General features: G+C 46.9%; 13 protein-coding genes. 8 read left to right on the top strand and 5 right to left on the bottom strand.

The window, feature by feature from the left end; all coding sequences use genetic code 11:
• Positions 1–158 precede the first annotated feature (158 nt).
• Together AC4G47_RS21275 and AC4G47_RS21270 are read right to left on the bottom strand one after the other, a co-directional pair.
• Positions 159–1,223, bottom strand: coding sequence for a phosphodiester glycosidase family protein (locus tag AC4G47_RS21275; protein ID WP_458126098.1), 1,065 nt, complete (start codon positions 1,221–1,223; stop codon positions 159–161).
• On the bottom strand, positions 1,220–1,630 hold the full coding sequence (locus AC4G47_RS21270) for a uroporphyrinogen-III C-methyltransferase (RefSeq protein ID WP_062833490.1): 411 nt from the start codon (positions 1,628–1,630) through the stop codon (positions 1,220–1,222). The genes AC4G47_RS21275 and AC4G47_RS21270 overlap by 4 nt, the downstream gene beginning before the upstream one ends.
• Positions 1,631–2,068: 438 nt before the next feature.
• Between AC4G47_RS21270 and AC4G47_RS21265 the strand changes: the two genes are divergently transcribed.
• From AC4G47_RS21265 to AC4G47_RS21255, 3 genes are all read left to right on the top strand, one after another.
• On the top strand, positions 2,069–2,725 hold the full coding sequence (locus AC4G47_RS21265; protein WP_458126099.1) for a response regulator: 657 nt from the start codon (positions 2,069–2,071) through the stop codon (positions 2,723–2,725).
• Between the two features lie 134 nt (positions 2,726–2,859).
• Entirely contained in the window at positions 2,860–4,083 is a 1,224-nt protein-coding gene (locus AC4G47_RS21260) for an aminotransferase-like domain-containing protein (RefSeq protein ID WP_491102539.1), read from the top strand.
• A gap of 189 nt (positions 4,084–4,272) precedes the next feature.
• Complete coding sequence (locus AC4G47_RS21255; RefSeq protein WP_491102537.1) at positions 4,273–4,899, top strand: FMN-dependent NADH-azoreductase; 627 nt, start codon at positions 4,273–4,275, stop codon at positions 4,897–4,899.
• Between the two features lie 109 nt (positions 4,900–5,008).
• Here AC4G47_RS21255 and AC4G47_RS21250 read toward each other — a convergent pair whose 3' ends face one another.
• Positions 5,009–5,854: a DUF2161 domain-containing phosphodiesterase gene (locus AC4G47_RS21250; protein ID WP_491102536.1), complete on the bottom strand. Its 846-nt coding sequence runs from the start codon at positions 5,852–5,854 to the stop codon at positions 5,009–5,011.
• 361 nt (positions 5,855–6,215) lie between these two features.
• Between AC4G47_RS21250 and AC4G47_RS21245 the strand changes: the two genes are divergently transcribed.
• The 5 genes from AC4G47_RS21245 to AC4G47_RS21225 all read left to right on the top strand — a co-directional run bounded on the left by AC4G47_RS21245 (position 6,216) and on the right by AC4G47_RS21225 (position 16,325).
• Positions 6,216–8,111: a PrkA family serine protein kinase gene (locus AC4G47_RS21245; RefSeq protein ID WP_458126103.1), complete on the top strand. Its 1,896-nt coding sequence runs from the start codon at positions 6,216–6,218 to the stop codon at positions 8,109–8,111.
• Positions 8,112–8,354: 243 nt separating this feature from the next.
• Positions 8,355–9,362 (top strand): protoglobin domain-containing protein, encoded by a 1,008-nt coding sequence (locus AC4G47_RS21240; protein WP_491102534.1) that lies wholly within the window; start codon positions 8,355–8,357, stop codon positions 9,360–9,362.
• Between the two features lie 129 nt (positions 9,363–9,491).
• The gene (locus AC4G47_RS21235) at positions 9,492–10,496 is read left to right on the top strand and encodes a LacI family DNA-binding transcriptional regulator (protein ID WP_145319714.1); all 1,005 of its coding nucleotides are present in this window, start codon (positions 9,492–9,494) and stop codon (positions 10,494–10,496) included.
• 264 nt (positions 10,497–10,760) lie between these two features.
• Positions 10,761–13,586 (top strand): endo-1,4-beta-xylanase, encoded by a 2,826-nt coding sequence (locus tag AC4G47_RS21230; protein WP_491102532.1) that lies wholly within the window; start codon positions 10,761–10,763, stop codon positions 13,584–13,586.
• Between the two features lie 264 nt (positions 13,587–13,850).
• Entirely contained in the window at positions 13,851–16,325 is a 2,475-nt protein-coding gene (locus AC4G47_RS21225; RefSeq protein WP_491102530.1) for an EAL domain-containing protein, read from the top strand.
• A 143-nt stretch (positions 16,326–16,468) separates the two neighbouring features.
• Here AC4G47_RS21225 and AC4G47_RS21220 read toward each other — a convergent pair whose 3' ends face one another.
• Both AC4G47_RS21220 and yhbH read right to left on the bottom strand, forming a co-directional pair.
• Positions 16,469–17,905, bottom strand: a complete 1,437-nt coding sequence (locus tag AC4G47_RS21220) for a SpoVR family protein (RefSeq protein WP_458126107.1) — start codon at positions 17,903–17,905, stop codon at positions 16,469–16,471.
• Positions 17,902–19,071 carry a sporulation protein YhbH gene (gene yhbH, locus AC4G47_RS21215; protein ID WP_074094335.1) on the bottom strand — a complete coding sequence of 390 codons (1,170 nt, stop codon included), beginning with the start codon at positions 19,069–19,071 and terminating at the stop codon, positions 17,902–17,904. Before yhbH ends, AC4G47_RS21220 begins: the two co-directional genes overlap by 4 nt.
• Positions 19,072–19,234 lie beyond the last annotated feature (163 nt).

Genomic DNA, 19,234 nt, shown 5'->3' with positions numbered 1-19,234 from the left:
ATGAAGTGAGAATGCCTGTTATGAAGAGAGTCAATACAACTGCAATAATCCAGAATGTCAGTGAAAACGACATACCCTTCGCACCTCCTGCACAAGCTCATTTTCTTTTATTTCTTCTATTATAACCATTATAAGTAGAAAAGAAATGCTTCACCCCATCATTTATAAAATAAAAAGTGTGTGGGTACCGGTCTGAGGCTGCCATCCGAAGGGTTATTCACAACCCGATTATTCAGAATAAGCGAGGAAGATCCACCGCCATCCAGATTATAGGCATCAATGACCCCAAGCTTGTACAACCGTCCTTGCAATTCTTCAAGGGTAGCACCAGAACTTCCGCCTTCATTATATCCATCGACCACAATGATCAACAACTGATCGTCTTTATAATTGCCGATGACTGTACGAGGTGCTCGTTTGGGTGATACCTTCCACTTATCGGGAATTGCTGTTTTGCGCCCATTCTGTAGCAGCACCGGCACAAACGTAGCCCCGAATTGCGGTTGCAGGCGATCCAGCGAGTTTTTATCGAAGAACTTGCCTCCGACCAGCTTGCCGGCATCGTTAAGTCCTACAAAGAACAGATCTTTGAAACTGGCCTGAAAACCATTCACGTATTTCCCGTCCATGACGGTTGTGCTGAGAGGATAACGTTTGCCGCCACTGTCAGCGAACCCTCCCGCGTTGATCCCGGCAATTGCGCCGTTACGCTTCACAGCCTGCATGGTTGTCTCAGAACGTCCAGGTTCGCTATCCAGAGCCATCTGCATGGCCGTGGGATCTTTTAGCTTAATCTTCATGGCATAGCCCTTATAGCTACCAGGATTCACTCTGTACATTTCAATCGTCAGCCGGTCACTGTCTACCCGTTCAAATGGAACGCCCAGCTTGGATGAGATTCGTTTGTTATAAATGCTTTCTGGGCGATCCGCCTGAGCAGTAGCCTTCTGCACAAGTGTAGACATCGTACTCGTTGTCTTATTGTAGAGCTGTGTCGTTCTTTTAATAGAAGAAGAAGTCTGGACAGCAGCGTCTTTTGCCCCGGCAAGCTCTTGGCTAATTGCTTGGGTCCGGGGAGTAATGCTGTCCTCTGACAACTCGGTGGGAATCAAACCTCCGGGTTCAAGCGGAGGACGAAGCAGCAGCAGACATAATATCAATCCAACAAAAGGAGCGAGTGCAAGCATAAAAAAACGATTAACCTGTTTGACGGGTGTAATCATTTGAGCAGGTCCATCTTTTTCTGGAGTGTCTCCAGTTGTTTTTTGACTTCGCTCAGCTGAGTATACAGTTTGTTGCTGTTATCCGTTTTGTCACTTGCATTATCCTTGGTAAAAGTCAGCAATTCATTGAAGGATTGAACCTGTCCTTGCAGGTCGGCTACTTCCTTCGATATCGTTGTTAGCTGCTTTTCATAGTCGGTTTTTAGCGCTGCAATCTGCTGCTGATTATGGGCCTGAAGCTGGTTAATCATCTGTTGCTGGAGATGGTTACTATAATAGTAGGTTCCAACGACTCCTAGTGCAATGAGAACAATCCACATTACCAGAAACAGCTTGATTGAAGATCCGGCCTTGCCTTTGGCACTCCGGGTGTGATGGATGTCAGAGGGCGGGGCAGATGGTTTCATATCATCACTCCTGGTCATTTATAGGTACAAAAATTTTTCCAGTCCTCATTCTATCATGCCCCTATTGATTACGCAAAAATGAAATTCTTTACTTAATAGAGCAAAAAGAGATTGCATCGGAAGGAAGTCCTAGGATACAATTTCTTATAGATGCAATAAGTAGGAACTTTGGGCAGGTTTTTCGACTTTTTTAGATAGAAATGCAGGAAATTTATACTATATTTTGACCTTTCCGGGCATGGAGAGATGAACGTCATGGTGTTTTTATAACAAAATACAGTGAACATAGAGCTTTTTTAACAGCTGCATCCTGTATTTTTATGTTTTTCGACATAATCCGACCTGTGCTTCTTCTATACTCGGACTGTCGCAAGACGAGGGAATCATCATGACAGAAGGTAGAAGTTATTTGTCCAATACATAACAGGGGGAACAACAATGAAAAAAGTATGGCAGGTGGTCATCGTAGATATCCACCCCACCAGCATGCTCGGTACAAAATTGATTTTGGAAGAGCAGCAAGATCTGACGGTACGTGGCATGACTTCGACCGGAACAGAAGGGCTCGAACTGGTGAACATTCACCAGCCTGATCTGGTTCTCATGGATTATCGTCTTCCGGAGGGCCAGGCAGATCAATATATTGCCCAGATGAAGAATCTGTCAGCACATAGTCACATCATCATTTTAACCGATGAAGACAATGTGAAACTGTTTCGTCATCTGATAAGTCTTGGTGCAAGCGGCATGCTATCCAAACAGGCTTCCCCTAGCCAGCTGATTCATCTGATCTCGGGGTTACGTGAGGGCCATGTATCCATTCCATTATCGTGGTTAAACAGTGCGGAGTGGGCGCAACCCGTGGAGTCTCCAACAGAAGAACATGTCATTGAATTAACAGAAACCGAAACTTTTATCATGGAAAGAATTGTTCAAGGGGTAACCTATGATAAAATAGCGAGTGAGATCAACGTTAGCAGGCGCTCGATTGATAATTATTTGCGTAAAATATACGTGAAGCTGGAAGTAAGCAGCAGAGCACAGGCCATTGAACGTTATGCCTTGCATGCAAGGCAATCGAAGACGGTATCCTGACGAACCAGGTATGTTCTTCTAGCATCACAACAGGTCAGGTGTGCATCCGGTCATATTCGATGGCGAGCAGGAATAGGTTGTAGGGCTGCGGACTGCGAGTTCAGTTTCGATAGGGACGAAAGGGGATCGGATCGATGGAATATTTCTTTGCTTCCCGTACCAACAGGCTGTTGTCATCACCGCTGAGGGACATACGTGAGATGTCTGGCAGGGATTATTTCATTTCTCTGGCAGAGGAATTGCCTGCGGAGGAGTTGTTTCCTTTTAAATTGCTGGAAGAAGCAGCGGTGTCTGTCTTTAGTTCAGGCCCTTCTGCATTGCAATATGGAGAGCCTGCAGGCTACACACCCTTAAGAGAGTGGCTGAACAAAGACTGGAATGCACGCAAAGGCATACGAACGGTACCCGAGCAGATTCTGTTGACCACTGGTACCCAGCAGGCCATCGATCTGGTGATGCGTCTATTGCTTGAACCAGGAGACTCCGTGCTGGTCGAACATCCTACATCTCCAGGTTGTCTTGAGGTTCTGGAGATGCAAGGAGCCAAAATTGTGCCCGTAATGGGTGATCGGGACGGGATACTGCCTGACCTTTTGGAGCATCACATGCAGCAGGTGAGACCGAAGCTGCTTTTTGCTGCACCCAGTTTCTCGAATCCGACCGGTGCTTTGTGGAGTATGGAGCGGCGGGAGGCTGTGCTTGATCTGTGTTCACGCTATGGTGTACTGCTTGTGGAAGATGATTCTTACGGAGAGCTTCATTTCGATGGCCTTGAGCCGGCGGAATTCTATCGTAAATATCCTTCACTCTTTGCACTGGATACTGCCGACCAGGGTGGACATGTTCTCTACATCGGTTCGTTTAGTAAAACGGTAGCGCCCGCTCTTCGAACCGGATGGGCCGCTGGGCACCCTGCACTGATTCAGGCCATGGCTTCAGTTAAACGAATTGCAGATGGTCAGTCCAGTCCGATGAATCAGCGGCTGTTATATCAACTGCTCGCCCATTCCCCTTTTCGATGGAGTGATCATCTATCCATGTTGAATCGGGAGTATAAGACCAGGCTCAAACTGATGCTTGAACTGTTGAAAAGACCGGGCTGGAAAGGGTGTCAATACAATACCCCTGAAGGCGGAATGTATCTGTGGGTACAATTGCCGGAAGGATTGGATAGTACCGCTCTGCTCAAGGCGGCTCTGCCCAAAGGTGTATCTTTTCTACCTGGATCGCTATGCTCCACAGGTGTACAGGATCAACGCTACATTCGATTGAACTTTAGCCATCCGGGACGCGATGAATTGCTGCTTGGCATGAACCTGATCAGTGAAACCATATCTGAATTTACGGCTCGCAGCTGAGCCGGATCGAAAAATAGATTGTAGCAAAATCCAAATTGGTTCATAAACATTGTGATTACGTTATTGCATCCACTAACATTTTTATATATAATATGAATTAATGAGTTGTTGGTTTCTTTATATAAGCTGCAATTGTGGTGAGTTCAGAAAAAGCACTCATATATTTTATCTAACGGGGGAAAATTCAACATGTCTAATATTTTATTCGTAAAAGCAAATGACCGTCCTGCAGATCAAGCAGTCAGCGTTAAATTGTACGATGCATTCTTGAGCGCATACAAAGAGTCCCACCCAGGTGACACAGTTACTGAGCTGGACCTCTACAATACAGAATTCCCATTCTATGGTAACACTGCTATCACAGGTACTTACAAAGCAGCTAACGGTTTTGAACTGACAGCTGACGAGCAAAAAGCAGCTTCACTTGCAGCACAATTGCAAGATCAATTCCTTGCAGCAGATAAAGTAGTATTTGCATTCCCACTGTGGAACTTCACTGTTCCAGCTCCATTGGTAAACTACATTGCTTACCTGAGCCAAGCTGGTAAAACGTTCAAATACACTGCTGAAGGTCCTGTAGGACTTGCTGGCGACAAAAAAGTAGCTTTGCTTAACGCACGTGGTGGCGTATACTCCGAAGGCCCAATGGCAGCTGCTGAAATGTCCCTGAACTTCCTGAAAACAGTTCTCGGCTTGTGGGGCATTCAAAACCCAGAAGTAGTTATCGTTGAAGGACATAACGCTTCTGCAGATCGTGCTGAAGAAATCGTTACTGCAGGTCTGAAATTGGCTTCCGATGTAGCAGCAAGCTTCTAATAGCAATCATCTATATAGAACAAACAAAAACACCTGTAGTCTCGAGTAGAGATTACAGGTGTTTTTGCATTCTCATTTTTTCGCATCCGTCACTTCGGATGATTCCGGATCAGATATTGCCTGTATTTTTCAAGTACAACGCTGCTGCTTCAGCAATGTGTGCAAGGTCGTCCTTATTTTCACCAGATACGGAATACGTTACATCAAGTTCATTAATGGTTCGTTCGATCATATCATTATCCTCAAGCATGTGTGCATGCTCGGTTAACGCCTGCACTCCCTTAATCGTCAGAATATACTTCCCACGGGAGAGGCGTTCGAACCAGCCATAATAATTCTTTTGCAGAATCGCCGCTGCAGAACCTACGCCTGTCTGTCTGGCAAGGTTGGCCGGAGAGGCTTCTCCGTTCGTTCGTAGAGCGGATGCGACACGTAAGGCCTTCTCACGATATGCCGTGACCAGCTGTCTTCGTGTGCTGCCTCCCGTATTGTAGTCTCCGCTGCGTTCGTCGAATTCCTTGAGCAATCGTTTCCGCCGAACACCGCTTTTGCGGGCAACTTCATTGCGGCTAGTGGGGGTTGTCAGGACGGAAGGTTCGCACAGTACATCAATCAGGGGTGATTTGGTTTTGTAAAATGTGACAGTCAGCAGCCCCAAACCAAGTTGCCTGCATAGTGCAGTCAGTTCACTCCAGCGTTGGTTCACAGCTCCGCGTTTGCTGCGATTGCGCTCGACGGCCAGATACACGAACGGGCTAAGCTTCAAGCGCTGCATGCCCTGCAACAACAAGGAGAGGTTGAATGTTTTTTTCATCTCCACAATCAGTGGTTCATCCTGGTCCGATCTGACCCCGACGAGGTCACAATGTCTGACTTCCGCCTTGACGTCGAAGCCACGCTGTTCGAAAAAAGCCTTCACAGGCGAATATAATTCAGTTTCGTATTTCACTGCCATTGTCCGTGCTCCTTTCCTGAAGTGGCCTGTCTCTGGCCATACGTTGTCCGGTTTCCTGAATTTAGAACCCTCATTATATCATATTCGTTCTTTTTTTTCTGAAGGCACAAGATGTCTGATAGAACAGGGAATAGCCAAAATTCGAAACCTTGGATTGAAAAAAAGAGGTCAACTTACCCGAATTGCCGCATAGGTATGTAATACACTTTTCACAACAATACAAGACGTTTGAACAGAGGGTGGCGGGACTACACAGGACCGCAAGATTGGTATTCAAGCAGGAGCCGCAATTCTATTGATTTCTTCATACCATTCGGAATGGTTGACAATCACACTAAAGGAGCCATGGGAGGTACCAAGCATGAATATTTTTGAACGCGTTGCGGAACATCGGGCAGAGAGTGACCGTTTGACATGGAACGGAACATTTGAAGATTATATTGCACTGCTGAGAGAGGACCCGACTCCGGCAATGACGGCTCATGCCAGAGTGTATGAGATGATTGAATCGTTTGGCGTGGAAGAAGTAGGTGGGCATAAGCGGTACAAGTTTTTTGAGCAGGAGATCTTTGGGCTGGACCGTTCGATTGAAAAGCTGGTCGAAGAATACTTCCACTCGGCAGCACGTCGTCTGGATGTACGAAAGCGGATCTTGCTCCTTATGGGTCCCGTAAGTGGAGGGAAATCGACGCTGGTGACGTTGTTGAAGCGAGGTCTTGAACAGTTCTCACGGACAGAGAGAGGTGCCATATACGCCATTGATGGATGCCCGATGCATGAGGAACCGCTGCATCTGATCCCATTGGAGCTTCGTCCTGAAGTGGAGAAGGAAATTGGAGTCCGAATTGAGGGTAACCTGTGCCCATCCTGCCAGATGAGACTCCGTACCGAATATGGTGGTGATATCAGCAAGGTGCCGGTGGAACGGGTCATTGTTTCCGAAGATAATCGGGTGGGGATCGGAACGTTCAGTCCATCCGATCCGAAATCGCAGGATATTGCCGATCTGACTGGCAGTATCGACTTCTCCACCATCACGGAGTTCGGTTCCGAATCTGATCCACGTGCCTATCGTTTTGATGGGGAGTTGAACAAGGCGAACCGTGGGTTGATGGAGTTCCAGGAGATGTTGAAATGTGATGAGAAATTCCTGTGGAATCTCTTGTCGCTCACGCAGGAAGGGAACTTCAAAGCAGGACGCTTCGCCTTAATCAGTGCGGATGAAATGATTGTGGCGCATACGAATGAATCGGAGTATAAGTCGTTTATCTCCAACAAGAAGAATGAGGCGCTGCAATCCCGGATGATTGTCATGCCGATTCCGTACAATCTGAAAGTGTCCGAGGAAGAGAAAATCTATGCCAAGCTCATTCAACAAAGTGACATGAAGCATGTTCATATTGCACCGCATGCACTGCGGACTGCAGCCATTTTTTCGATACTTACCCGCTTGAAGGAAACGAAGAAACAAGGCATGGATCTCGTTAAAAAGATGCGGATGTATGATGGTGAAGAAGTGGAAGGCTACAAAGAAGCCGATCTGCGCGAGATGCAAAATGAGTATTTGGATGAAGGGATGTCCGGCATTGATCCACGGTATGTCATTAACCGGATCTCGAGTGCTTTGATCAAGCAAAATCTTCAGTGCATTAACGCGCTGGACATTCTGCGGGCGATCAAGGATGGTCTGGACCAGCATGCCTCGATTACAAAGGAAGAGCGGGAGCGTTATCTGAACTTTATCGCTCTTGCACGCAAGGAGTATGATGAACTGGCCAAGAAGGAAGTGCAGAAAGCATTTGTGTACTCATTCGAGGAGTCCGCAAGAACGTTGTTCGAGAATTATCTCGATAACATTGAAGCATTCTGCAACTGGTCCAAAATTCGTGACCCGCTCACGGATGAAGAGATGGACCCGGATGAGCGTCTGATGCGTTCCATCGAGGAGCAGATCGGGATCTCCGAGAATGCAAAGAAAGCGTTCAGGGAAGAGATTCTAATCCGAATCTCGGCATACTCCCGCAAGGAGCGCAAGTTCGAATACAGCAGCCATGACCGTTTGCGTGAAGCGATTGAGAAGAAGTTGTTTACCGATCTGAAAGACATCGTCAAGATCACAACCTCAACCAAAACACCGGATGCAACACAATTGAAACGTATGAATGAAGTCATTAAACGCTTAATTGAGGAACATGGATACACCGCAGCCAGCGCGAACGAACTGCTACGTTATGTGGGCAGTCTGCTTAATCGCTAATCGGCAACGAACCATTCCGGATCAGGCTCCTGATGCCTGCTGTGAGGCTCCTTCACAGCAGGGTCAGGGCCTTTTTAATTCTATGAGGGTCATATTAATCTAAAAAGCTGACAAATAAGGTTAATTTTAAAGAGAATTAGTTCTAATGGTATATGTATATTTAGGTATTATAGTCTATAATCGATACATATATTTACAATTTAAAGTAATTTAGTGTTTATTAAGGAGCTGACTGAACCAGATATGAGCAGTATTTCCGCAACAAGACAGAAGCAACTTGATTACATGGGATTAACCGCAGGGGATCTGGCACTGCTTGCCGATCATCGGCCTGTTTTTAAAAAAGTCGTTAATGAAGTGGTAGATCATTTCTACAATCATGTGGGAAATTATCCTGAATTGGTAGATCTGATCGCTCGCTTCTCTACCATTGATCGTCTAAAAGAAACACAGAAAATGTACTGGTTATCAATGACGGACGGAATTGTTGACGACGCATATATTGAGCAACGGATTGCGATTGGACTTGTGCATTCCCGTATTGGTCTGTCTGAAGATTATTATCTGGGTACCTATATGGTCTATCTTGATATTGCAACGAGCATATTCCAACAGGTTATCCCTGATTCCTGGCATCGTGTCATTCAAGCCCTCAGCAAAATGTTCAATCTGGATTCACAGCTTGTCCTTGAGGCCTATGAGAAGAAAGAAAAAGAAAAGTTACATCAGCTTGCCGATGACCAACAACATACATTGCAGGCGATTACGCAGATTACCCAAGAGCTTACAGGCATGATTAGTGAATTAAATGAAAATGCAATGGCTATATCGAGTGTAGCCAAAGAAACAGCAGCTTCCCAGGATCAGGCTCAGGTTCTGCTCACCGAATTAACAGGGGAGATCCATCAGATTGGAAAAATGGGTGAACTCATTCGCGAGATATCGGATCAGAGTCATCTTGTCGGCCTGAATGCAGCAATTGAAGCTGCTCATGCAGGCGAGTTCGGCCGGGGCTTCGAAGTGGTCGCCAGTGAGGTGCGCAAACTTGCCGCCAGCTCCCGGGATGCCCAAGGTAAAATCCAGTCTAATCTGGAGCAAATCATGAAGAAACTGAGCAGTGTGCAGCAGGAGTCGGATCATACGTCCAGAGGGGCACGTAGCCAAGCGTCACGCTCGGCTGAACTCGCTGTATTTGCAACAACAATGGAGAAACTGTCTCTGGATTTGAAGAAACTGGAACAGCAGGAATAGACGTTAAATCCATTAGGAAGCTTCCATACCGTTTCAGGCTGTTTTAAGCTATAATGGGTAGACAAACCTGCCGATGTTATAGAAAATGCAGCCGGAGACAGGGGATTTGAAAGAGGTTGAGGTGATCAGATGGCTTCTATCCATGATGTGGCCAAGGAAGCGGGAGTATCTGTTGCAACCGTTTCCAAAGTGATAAACGATTATCCCGATGTAAGTGAAAAAACGCGCAAAAAAGTCAATATAGCCATCGAATTATTGAAATATCAACCCAATGTGGTCGCACGTGGACTTGTAAAACGCCGTTCATGGACGGTAGGCGTACTGTTAACGGTTCCGTTTACGAACCCTTTTGTATCAGAATTGCTGGAGGGGATCAAGACTGCGCTGGAGAACAGTGGGTATGATCTTGTCCGCTTGTCGACTCGATTCGATGATCCGGCTTATTCGTTCATCAAACATTGCCGTAGTCGTAATGTAGATGGCGTTGTGGTATTCGGGGAAGGCAGAGAAAATGCGAGTATTCAGGAACTGGTGGATGCAGAGATTCCAACGATGTTTGTTGATACGGACATGTTGGGCAAGCGTGCCGGTTACATTACTACGGATAACGCAAACGGGATCTCGATGAGTGTCAAACATCTGCATGAGCTTGGGCATCGCAAGATTGCCTATATCTCAGGGACACTAGGACCTGCCGTAGCCAATCTGCGACTGGAAGGATATCGGGAAGGACTGCGAGAATGCGGCATTCCGTATTCTACGGTATATCTGGAAGTTTGCGATTATTCATTCGATGGGGGAAGCAAGGCTGCCCGGCGATTGCTGGCACTTCAGGATCAACCCACAGGAATTGTCTGTGCTTCAGACATGTCTGCCTTTGGTGCAATTCATGAAATTGAAAAGCATGGACTGAGTGTGCCAGAAGATATCTCGGTTGTCGGATTCGACAACACGTATTATGCTGAGGTATTCAAACCTGGGTTGACCACGGTGAATCAGAATATCTATTCCATTGGCATCAAGTCTATCGAATATCTGATTGCCATGATCGAGAATCCGGCTTATTCTCCTCCCGTCGTTACGGAACCTTCCAATCTGGTGATCCGCCAGACGACAGCACCTTTAAAAGTGTAACTATGTAATGACGTTAACACGGAGCACAGCTAACAAGCTGTGCTTTTTGTCGTTCTATACTTCCCTAAATAGGATTAAACATATTTAGAGCAAGTTCTATAGTTTAACGGGTAAACAAAGTCTGCTGGCAATCGTATAATGAAAGTGCTTACAATTTCTCTGTTCATTAATGTCTATCTAATCCTGTACAACGATCTTGTACAGGGCTGGCACATGACAGAGCAAAAGTTACTCTTCACAAACACCAACCAAGGAGGAGATTGGATGCATTTGAGAAAATGGTGGAGCTTGTGCTTGTCGGCGGTATTGATCTTCAGTCTGTTCCCAAGTATGGGAACAGGAGGGGCACATGCTCAAGCGGCTGCGGACGTGAAGACAGGCAATGATGAAGTACTGTTTGAGGCTAATTTTGAAGATGGCGTGTTGGGGCAATGGCGTCCACGTGCGAATGAGAAACTCGATATCGTGACGGAAGTGGGCCACGACAGTATGCACAGCCTGAGAACCTCATCCCGTACCGAAACGTTCCATGGGCCCTTAATTGAGGTCATAAACCATGTACAGAAGGGCAGTACGGTTCATATTTCGTTTTGGGCCATGTACGATGAAGGACCTGACAGTCAGGTCATTAACGGGTCACTGGAGAAAGAGTACAATAACGACGCCTCAAGTCGAGAATATGCTACGTTTGCTTCTGCTACCCTGAACAAAGGGCTATGGAAAAAAATCGAGGCCGATGTGGTGATTCCTGGAGAAAATAGCGGCATCACGGGATTCCGGATATACGCAGAGACACCATGGAAGACGTCAGCGGAAGTGACGCCGTCCGATACGATCACGTTTTACGTGGATGATGTTCTGATTACGGAAGCTGAAAAAATTGAAATAGAGCCGAACATTCCGGATCTAGTGGATATCGTCGGACAACATTATGCAATGGGAGCGGCAATCGACCAGTCTGCACTGGATTCGGAAGATCCGCATTCCCAGTTGTTGACGAAACATTTTAATAGCATTACAGCTGGAAACTTTATGAAAATGGATGCGATGCAGCCTCAGGAAGGACAATTTGTCTGGTCAGAAGCGGATCGTCTGGTGAACTTTGCCGAGGCAAATGGCATGGAGGTCAGAGGTCATACGTTGTTATGGCATAGCCAGGTGCCGGAGTGGTTCTTTACCGATCCGAACGATGCTTCGAAACCTGCCACGCGGGAACAGTTACTTGCACGGATGAAAACACATATTCAGACCATCGTGACCCGGTACAAAGGAAAGGTTCATACATGGGATGTCGTCAATGAAGTCATCTCGGATGGAGGCGGCTTGCGCAATCAGGCTAGTGGTTCCAAGTGGAGAGACATTATAGGGGATGTGGATGGCGACGGAGATGACAGTGATTACATTGAGCTGGCTTTCCGATATGCACGCGAGGCTGACCCTGATGCGGTATTGGTGATTAATGACTATGGACTGGAGGGCAGTGCAAGCAAGCTGAACGATATGGTGAAGCTTGTAGAGAAACTGCTGGCGAAAGGGACACCCATTGATGCGGTTGGGTTCCAGATGCATGTGTCTATGTACGGACCGGATGTAAAGCTCATTCGTGAGGCTTTTGAGAAAGTGATCGCTCTTGGTGTGAATGTACAGGTTACAGAGCTGGACGTTTCGATCTATTCCAGTAATTCCGAACTGGAGATGCCTGTCACAGATGAATTGATGCTGCAACAGGCTTATCGTTATCGTGAACTGTTCGACCTGTTTGAAGATTTGGGAAAACGCGGCGTAATGGACAGTGTCACCGTATGGGGACTTGCCGATGATGGGACATGGCTTGACAATCATCCGGTCAAAGGACGTAAAGACGCACCGTTGCTGTTCGATCGTAAATTGAAAGCAAAACCGGCCTATTGGGCATTGGTGGATCCTGCCACTCTTCCGATCTATCGAAATGAATGGACAGCGCCTAAGGCTAGCCCTTCTCTCCCAGATCGCAAAGGGCAGGAAGATATGCTGTGGGGTGCTGTAAGAGGACTTAATATTAATGATCTGGCAGATGGTACATCCGGGGTTACCGGTGAGGCGAGAGTTCTCTGGGATGCCAAAAAGGTGAATATGCGAGTGGAAGTTAAGGATACGACACGTCGCAAAGGTGATCAGGTTCAGGTTTTCCTTACGGAAGAAACACAGGGCACAGCCGCTGCACCTTCTGGAGAGATTTCATCAGCCAAGAAAAAAAATCCGCCTTCCACGAATGGTCAGTATACGTTCAAGCGGAAGGGAAGCAAAGGCAAAGATAAGATTGCATACAGCGTACAGGAGACCAAAACGGGATATATCGTATACGCCTCCCTGCCTTTGTCAGCCGCTTTATTAACAGAGGGGCAGGTACTGTCTCTGGATTTTCGAATTATGGACGAATATGCAGCTGGAAAGACAGCCACGATCGTATGGAACGATATTTCCAATCAGCAGCCCAATAAACCTGCCAATCGGGGGAAACTGAAGCTGGGTTCTGCCCTGAAGCATGCGAAGGTCACTTATGGCACGCCGGTTGTAGACGGTCAGAAGGATCAAGTCTGGAAAAAGGGAACATCGATCTCCACAGATGTATGGGTGCTTGGAAATTCCGGTGCAACGGCAACCGCACAGCTGCTATGGGATGAACAGTATGTATATGTGCTGGCAGACGTCAAAGATCCTTTGCGAAGCAAGTCAAGTTCCAATGCACATGAGCAGGATTCAATCGAGATTTTTATCGACCCAAGTAAAGACCAGACAACATACTACCAGGAGGATGACGCCCAGTACCGGGTTAACTTTGATAATGAGACTTCTTTTGGAGGAAATGCACAGAAAGAAAGCTTCAAATCAGCCACCCGATTAACAAGTGGAGGATATACAGTTGAAGTGGCAATACCACTGGAGAGTGTTCTGGCTGAAGGGAAAAGATGGATTGGATTTGATCTCCAGGTTAATGATGATGGAGCCGGAGACGGCAAGCGAAGCAGTGTCTCCATCTGGAGTGATTCATCAGGTAATTCTTATCAAGACACTTCCGGTTTTGGCAGTCTGTTACTGACTCGCAAATAGATATTCGATCTGTATTTGGATGTGCAAATGTCAGGTATTAAACATCCGTGTTTCTGGAAAAAAGTGTTGATTTCCAAGGCTAGGACGTTTAGACTATATACATTGATATTAACGGGTTCCGATGTATGACACTGGCTTGAACTAAGTCCGTGTTCACAAGTCAAATGATGCGGAGGGAGTGCCTGTCATCCAGACAGCGCACTCGCTTCTTTTTTACATTTTTGCATACATATGAGGCATTTCCCGGTTGAAAGGACAGAGTGAGTGGAGCACCTACATGGTACGTACAACTTAGAACTTGTTATTTTATCCTATATTATTGCATCGTTAGCTTCTTATGCAGCGCTTGACCTTGCAGGCCGTGTAAGTCAGGCTAGCGGGGTAGCGCGGAATGTATGGCTTACCTGCGGTGCAGTCTCCATGGGTCTGGGAATCTGGTCCATGCACTTCGTGGGTATGCTGGCATTTGTTTTGCCTACGCAGGTCTCCTATTCCACGGGGAAGGTTGTTTTATCTGTTCTACTCGCTATTGTCGCATCCGGGGTGGCCTTGAACATTGCGGGCAGACAATCCGGCAAGATTAGCAAGCTCATCATTGCTGGAGTACTCATGACTGCAGGGATCAGCTCGATGCATTATGTGGGCATGGCAGCCATGTCGACTCCAGTTACGTATGAACCAGGCAGAGTGGTATTGTCCATTCTGATTGCAGCAGTTGCTTCATTCGCGGCATTGTGGCTTATGTTTTTCTTCCGTTATCGTCAATCCAGACATACCTGGGTTTACAAGATGGGCAGCGGTCTCATTATGGGCATCGGAATCTCAGGAATGCATTATACCGGGATGTCAGCCGCACAGTTCCATCATTCACATGGCTCGATGGCAAGTTCAGGCATGCAGATTGAGCCAGACATTCTCGCCTATTTGATTGCATCAGGTACATTTATTGCATTGGGCTTGACGTTGTTCGGCATATTTATCAATCAACGAATGTCTCAGAAGGATCAACGGATTCATGAGAATGAGCAGTGGTATCAGGCCCTGTATCATAACCATTCCGATGCCATAATTTCAGTGGACAAGGAAGGCATTGTCAAAGGCATTAATGCTGCTGTAACGACGATCACCGGATACCCTGAAAAAGAGGTCATGGATCGTTCCATTGATGATATCGCTCAGCGGATCGATATCGAGTGGATAAGTGAATTTGATTCCATCGATTGGGATGATTATGGGCTGGAGCAGGCGCATTATATGGCCAAGATGAGGGACGTACAGGGTGAACTTCTGGACCTTAATATCGTCGTGGTTCCTGTTGTCATTGACGGTAAACATGTGGGAAGCCATATTTTGATCAAAGATATAACAGAAGAGAAGCTGGCTCAGGAGAGCATTCGTCACCAAGCCCTGCATGATCCGCTGACGGGGCTGCCCAATCGGCGCAAGTTGGATGAAGTGCTGGCTTACACGATCCAAGCTTCGGAGGAAACAGGGAATTCTTTTGCCGTTATGGTGATGGATATAGACCGGTTCAAAATGATTAATGATTCACTGGGACATTCCATTGGGGATGTATTTCTAAAAGAAGTCAGCAACCGAATTATGGCAGTGATCGAAGCTACGGATTCAAAAGCCATGGAAAATGTCATGTTGGCCCGTATGGGTGGGGACGAATTCACATTGGTGGTAACCCATGATCAAGCGACTGAGATTCGGGTGGCCGAACTTGCGAAACAGATTGTAGAAGCCATACAGCTACCTTACCGATTGAAGGAAAATGACTTTTACGTGACAGCCAGCATCGGGATTGCGATGTATCCACACCATGGAGCAGGAGCAGATTCTTTGTTGAAACATGCGGATTCCGCCATGTACGAAGTGAAGAAGAACGGCAAGAATGGTTTCCAATTCTACACCGCCCAACTGGATTCGGAACTCTATGAACGCATTGAACTGGAAGGTTATCTGCGTAAAGCGTTGGAGCGCGATGAGATGGTCCTGTATTATCAACCGCAGATTCGTACCCAGGATAGCCGCATGATTGGGGTGGAGGCACTTATTCGTTGGAATCATCCACTCAAAGGTCTGCTCGCACCCAATGTGTTCATCCCGCTTGCAGAAGAGACGGGCATGATCTATGAGATTGGTAACTGGACACTACGGGAAGCGTGCAGGCAGATGAAGTACTGGCATGCCAGTGGCGGACCGCTCATTCCGGTATCGGTTAACTTGTCCAGCCAGCAGTTCCTTCAATCCAACTTGGTGGAACAGGTGAAGAATGCACTCCATGAGACAGGGCTAGAAGCCCGTTATCTGGAGCTGGAGATTACAGAGAGCATGATGATGGATGCAACAGTCTCCACAGCAATCCTGAAAGAACTCACGGCACTGGGTGTCAAAATCAGCCTGGATGATTTCGGTACAGGATACAGTTCACTGAGTTATCTGAAGAATTTCCCGATTCACAAGCTCAAGATTGATCGTTCATTCGTGACGGACATTACAGAGAGCCACAGCGATCAGGCGATTGTAGCGACCATTATATCGATGGCTCAGAATCTCCAGATGGAAGTCATTGCCGAAGGTATTGAGACGAAAGGTCAACTGGATATTCTGATGCAGAATGACTGCCGTGAGATTCAGGGATATTATTTCAGTCGTCCGCTGCCGGCAAGTGAAGTCGAACATGACTTTTTTGTACCGCTACGGTTGCAGGGCAATGGAACACCAACGGTATAATCAGAGTGAAGTATGTGCCAAGCGGCAAGTCCCCGTGTATATCAGGAACTTGCCGCTTTTTGTGTTTTATTATGATATGTCGCCATCCTTCATGCGTGATACGAAGGTTCTCTTTTTCAAAAGGGAAAGGGCCTGTTTGAACCTCACATAAACTTGCGGTGGTGCTTCTTGCCATCATACGTAAACCAGATCGGTTTATCCTCAACACGTGTCTCCACATGTACCGTACGCCCCCAGAGGCGATACAGATAAGGCATGGTGCGTTCCATATATTTCAGGTCCAATTCGATGCCTTCATATTGATGCTTCAGTACGAGTTCCCCGGTCCGCAGATAGTCGGCATCTTGCACGACCAGATAAGGGGAACCCCCGTTGACACGTGAAAATACGAGCTGATCCCGTATGTTTTCCCAGGACTTGTCGGTAATTTTCCAGTCGGGGCCTTTTTTCTCAAACACGTAGAGGTCAAGATCCTCGGTTAATTGTTTGGTCATGTAATTGCGGATAAAGGAGGTATCGGAATCGAACTCACGTACCTCGAACATTTTGGCACGACCTTGGCCCGGTTTACGGCCCCAACGATCCTGTTCTTCCCGGGTTGGGTTATCCCAGCGCCGTTCAATATCCTCGAAAATCTTCAGACCCAAATAGTACGGATTCAGACTTTGCTTGGATGGCTGCACCACGGAGGAGTTGAGCTTCGCGAATTCAATCGTATCCTCACTGTTCAGATCGAGCTCACGGATAATGCGTTGATGCCAGTAAGAAGCCCAGCCTTCGTTCATGATTTTCGTTTCCATCTGTGGCCAGAAATACAACATCTCTTCACGCATCATACTCATGATATCTCGCTGCCAGTCAGTCAACACTTCCGAGAATTCCTGAATAAACCACATGACATCCTTCTCTGGTTCAGGGGGGAAGTGATGGACCTGTATGCCTTCGGCCGGTGTTTCTTCGATCTTTACATCATCAAGTGACCATAAATCATCATAGCGGCCTTCCGGCTTGGGTGCTTTCTCACCGCGCTGCTCCCGCATTTTCATCTCCATATAGCGTTGTTTGTCCAAATGGCGGGGTTTAATCAGCTGTGGGTCCACATGTTCCTGAATCGCGATCACGGCATCGATAAAGGCTTCAACCGCTTCGGTACCATACTCCATCTCATAATTGCTAATCCGATCCGCCGTAGCGGCCATGCTTTCGACCATATTACGGTTGGATTTGGAGAAGCGGGCATTATTTTTGAAAAAATCGCAGTGCGCCAGCACGTGGGCTACGATCAATTTATTCTGAATCAGGGAATTGCCATCCAGCAGGAAGGCGTAACAAGGGTTGGAGTTGATGACAAGCTCATAAATTTTGCTGAGTCCAAAATCGTATTGCATTTTCATCTTATGAAATGTTTTGCCAAAGCTCCAGTGACTGAATCTGGTTGGCATGCCGTAGGCTCCAAAGGTATAAATAATATCCGATGGGCAGATTTCGTACCGCATGGGGTAATAATCCAGACCGAATCCATCGGCAATCTCCATAATCTCGGCAATGGCGTATTCGAGGTCGCGGATCTCATCTGTCATCTAACGCTGCCTCCTTCCCGTTTCTGGAAAAAGCTGCGCAAAGCTTTGTACACTTCGCCTTTTTCTTTGATCACATAATACATGAACTGATCCATCTTGATATGACGGTAAGCCGACATCAGTGTGCTGCTGCGGTTGTACTGGTTCACCTCGCCATATCCGAACATGTTGCTGCGTTTCATTAACTCACCGATCAGCTTCACACACCGTTCGTTATCCGAGGTCAGATTATCTCCGTCAGAGAAGTGGAATGGGTAGATATTGTAGCTGGAAGGCGGGTATCGACTGTCAATAATATCCAGTGCCTTCATATATACAGAGGAGCAGATGGTACCTCCGCTCTCGCCGCGGGTAAAGAATTCTTCTTCGGTCACTTCCTTAGCTTCTGTATGATGGGCGAGGAAAACAATCTCGACTTTCTCATACTGACGGCGTAGAAAACGGGTCATCCAGAAGAAGAAGCTGCGCGCGCAGTATTTCTCAAATGAACCCATGGACCCGGATGTATCCATCATGGCAATAATAACGGCATTGGATTGTGGAATGATTTTGTCTTCCCATGTTTTGTAGCGCAAGTCATCCGGACTGATGTGATGGATGCCTGGCGTACCGGTCGTAGCATTGCGGCGCAGATTCTCCAGAATGGTACGTTTCTTGTCAATATTGGACTGCATGCCTTTTTTACGAATATCGTTGAATACTACCGTATGTGTCTCAATCAGGTCTTTGTCCTTCTGCTTCAGATCGGGTAATTCCAACTCAGCGAAGAGCATATCTTCCAGTTCCTCAATACTCACTTCGGCTTCCACAATATCATGACCAGGCTGATCACCAGCTTTTTCGCCTTTGCCGGGTTTCTGCGAAGCAGCGGGATCACGACCGATGACGTCTCCGACCTGACTGTCACCGTCTCCTTGACCGACATGCTTTTGCTTCTGGTAGTTATACACAAAACGGTACTCATCCAGACTGCGGATTGGTACCTTGATGATTTGTTTTCCATCAGACATGATGATGTTTTCTTCCGTGATCAGATCAGGCAGATTCTGCTTGATGACATCTTTCACCTTTTGCTGATGGCGTTGCTGGTCCTGGTACCCTTTGCGGTGAAGCGACCAATCTTCCTTCGACACGACGAACGAGTAAGGCTGGTGTGAATTTGACATGTAGGCACCCCCCATTGATTACGCGGCACAGTTTGGCCTGTCGGTAATTAAGTATATTCACGGGTGAGGACGATATGTGATGAGAGCGGATATAAAATGATACAATTCCGCAAGTTCACCCTGGAGGTCAGGTGAGTCTTCAGAACAGAACCTGCTCCATTTT

The organism is Paenibacillus sp. Negev47 (assembly GCF_058313655.1).
Note: the sequence above shows the minus strand (reverse complement) of the source record. Positions and strands in the feature narration are given on the sequence as shown.

Coding starts and splice junctions, on each gene's coding strand:
- AC4G47_RS21265 (WP_458126099.1), top strand. CDS start 2,069: ATGAAAAAAGTATGGCAGGTGGTCATCGTAGATATCCACCCCACCAGC.
- yhbH (WP_074094335.1), bottom strand. CDS start 19,071: ATGTCAAATTCACACCAGCCTTACTCGTTCGTCGTGTCGAAGGAAGAT.
- AC4G47_RS21270 (WP_062833490.1), bottom strand. CDS start 1,630: ATGAAACCATCTGCCCCGCCCTCTGACATCCATCACACCCGGAGTGCC.
- AC4G47_RS21230 (WP_491102532.1), top strand. CDS start 10,761: ATGCATTTGAGAAAATGGTGGAGCTTGTGCTTGTCGGCGGTATTGATC.
- AC4G47_RS21220 (WP_458126107.1), bottom strand. CDS start 17,905: ATGACAGATGAGATCCGCGACCTCGAATACGCCATTGCCGAGATTATG.
- AC4G47_RS21245 (WP_458126103.1), top strand. CDS start 6,216: ATGAATATTTTTGAACGCGTTGCGGAACATCGGGCAGAGAGTGACCGT.
- AC4G47_RS21250 (WP_491102536.1), bottom strand. CDS start 5,854: ATGGCAGTGAAATACGAAACTGAATTATATTCGCCTGTGAAGGCTTTT.
- AC4G47_RS21240 (WP_491102534.1), top strand. CDS start 8,355: ATGAGCAGTATTTCCGCAACAAGACAGAAGCAACTTGATTACATGGGA.
- AC4G47_RS21275 (WP_458126098.1), bottom strand. CDS start 1,223: ATGATTACACCCGTCAAACAGGTTAATCGTTTTTTTATGCTTGCACTC.
- AC4G47_RS21255 (WP_491102537.1), top strand. CDS start 4,273: ATGTCTAATATTTTATTCGTAAAAGCAAATGACCGTCCTGCAGATCAA.
- AC4G47_RS21235 (WP_145319714.1), top strand. CDS start 9,492: ATGGCTTCTATCCATGATGTGGCCAAGGAAGCGGGAGTATCTGTTGCA.
- AC4G47_RS21260 (WP_491102539.1), top strand. CDS start 2,860: ATGGAATATTTCTTTGCTTCCCGTACCAACAGGCTGTTGTCATCACCG.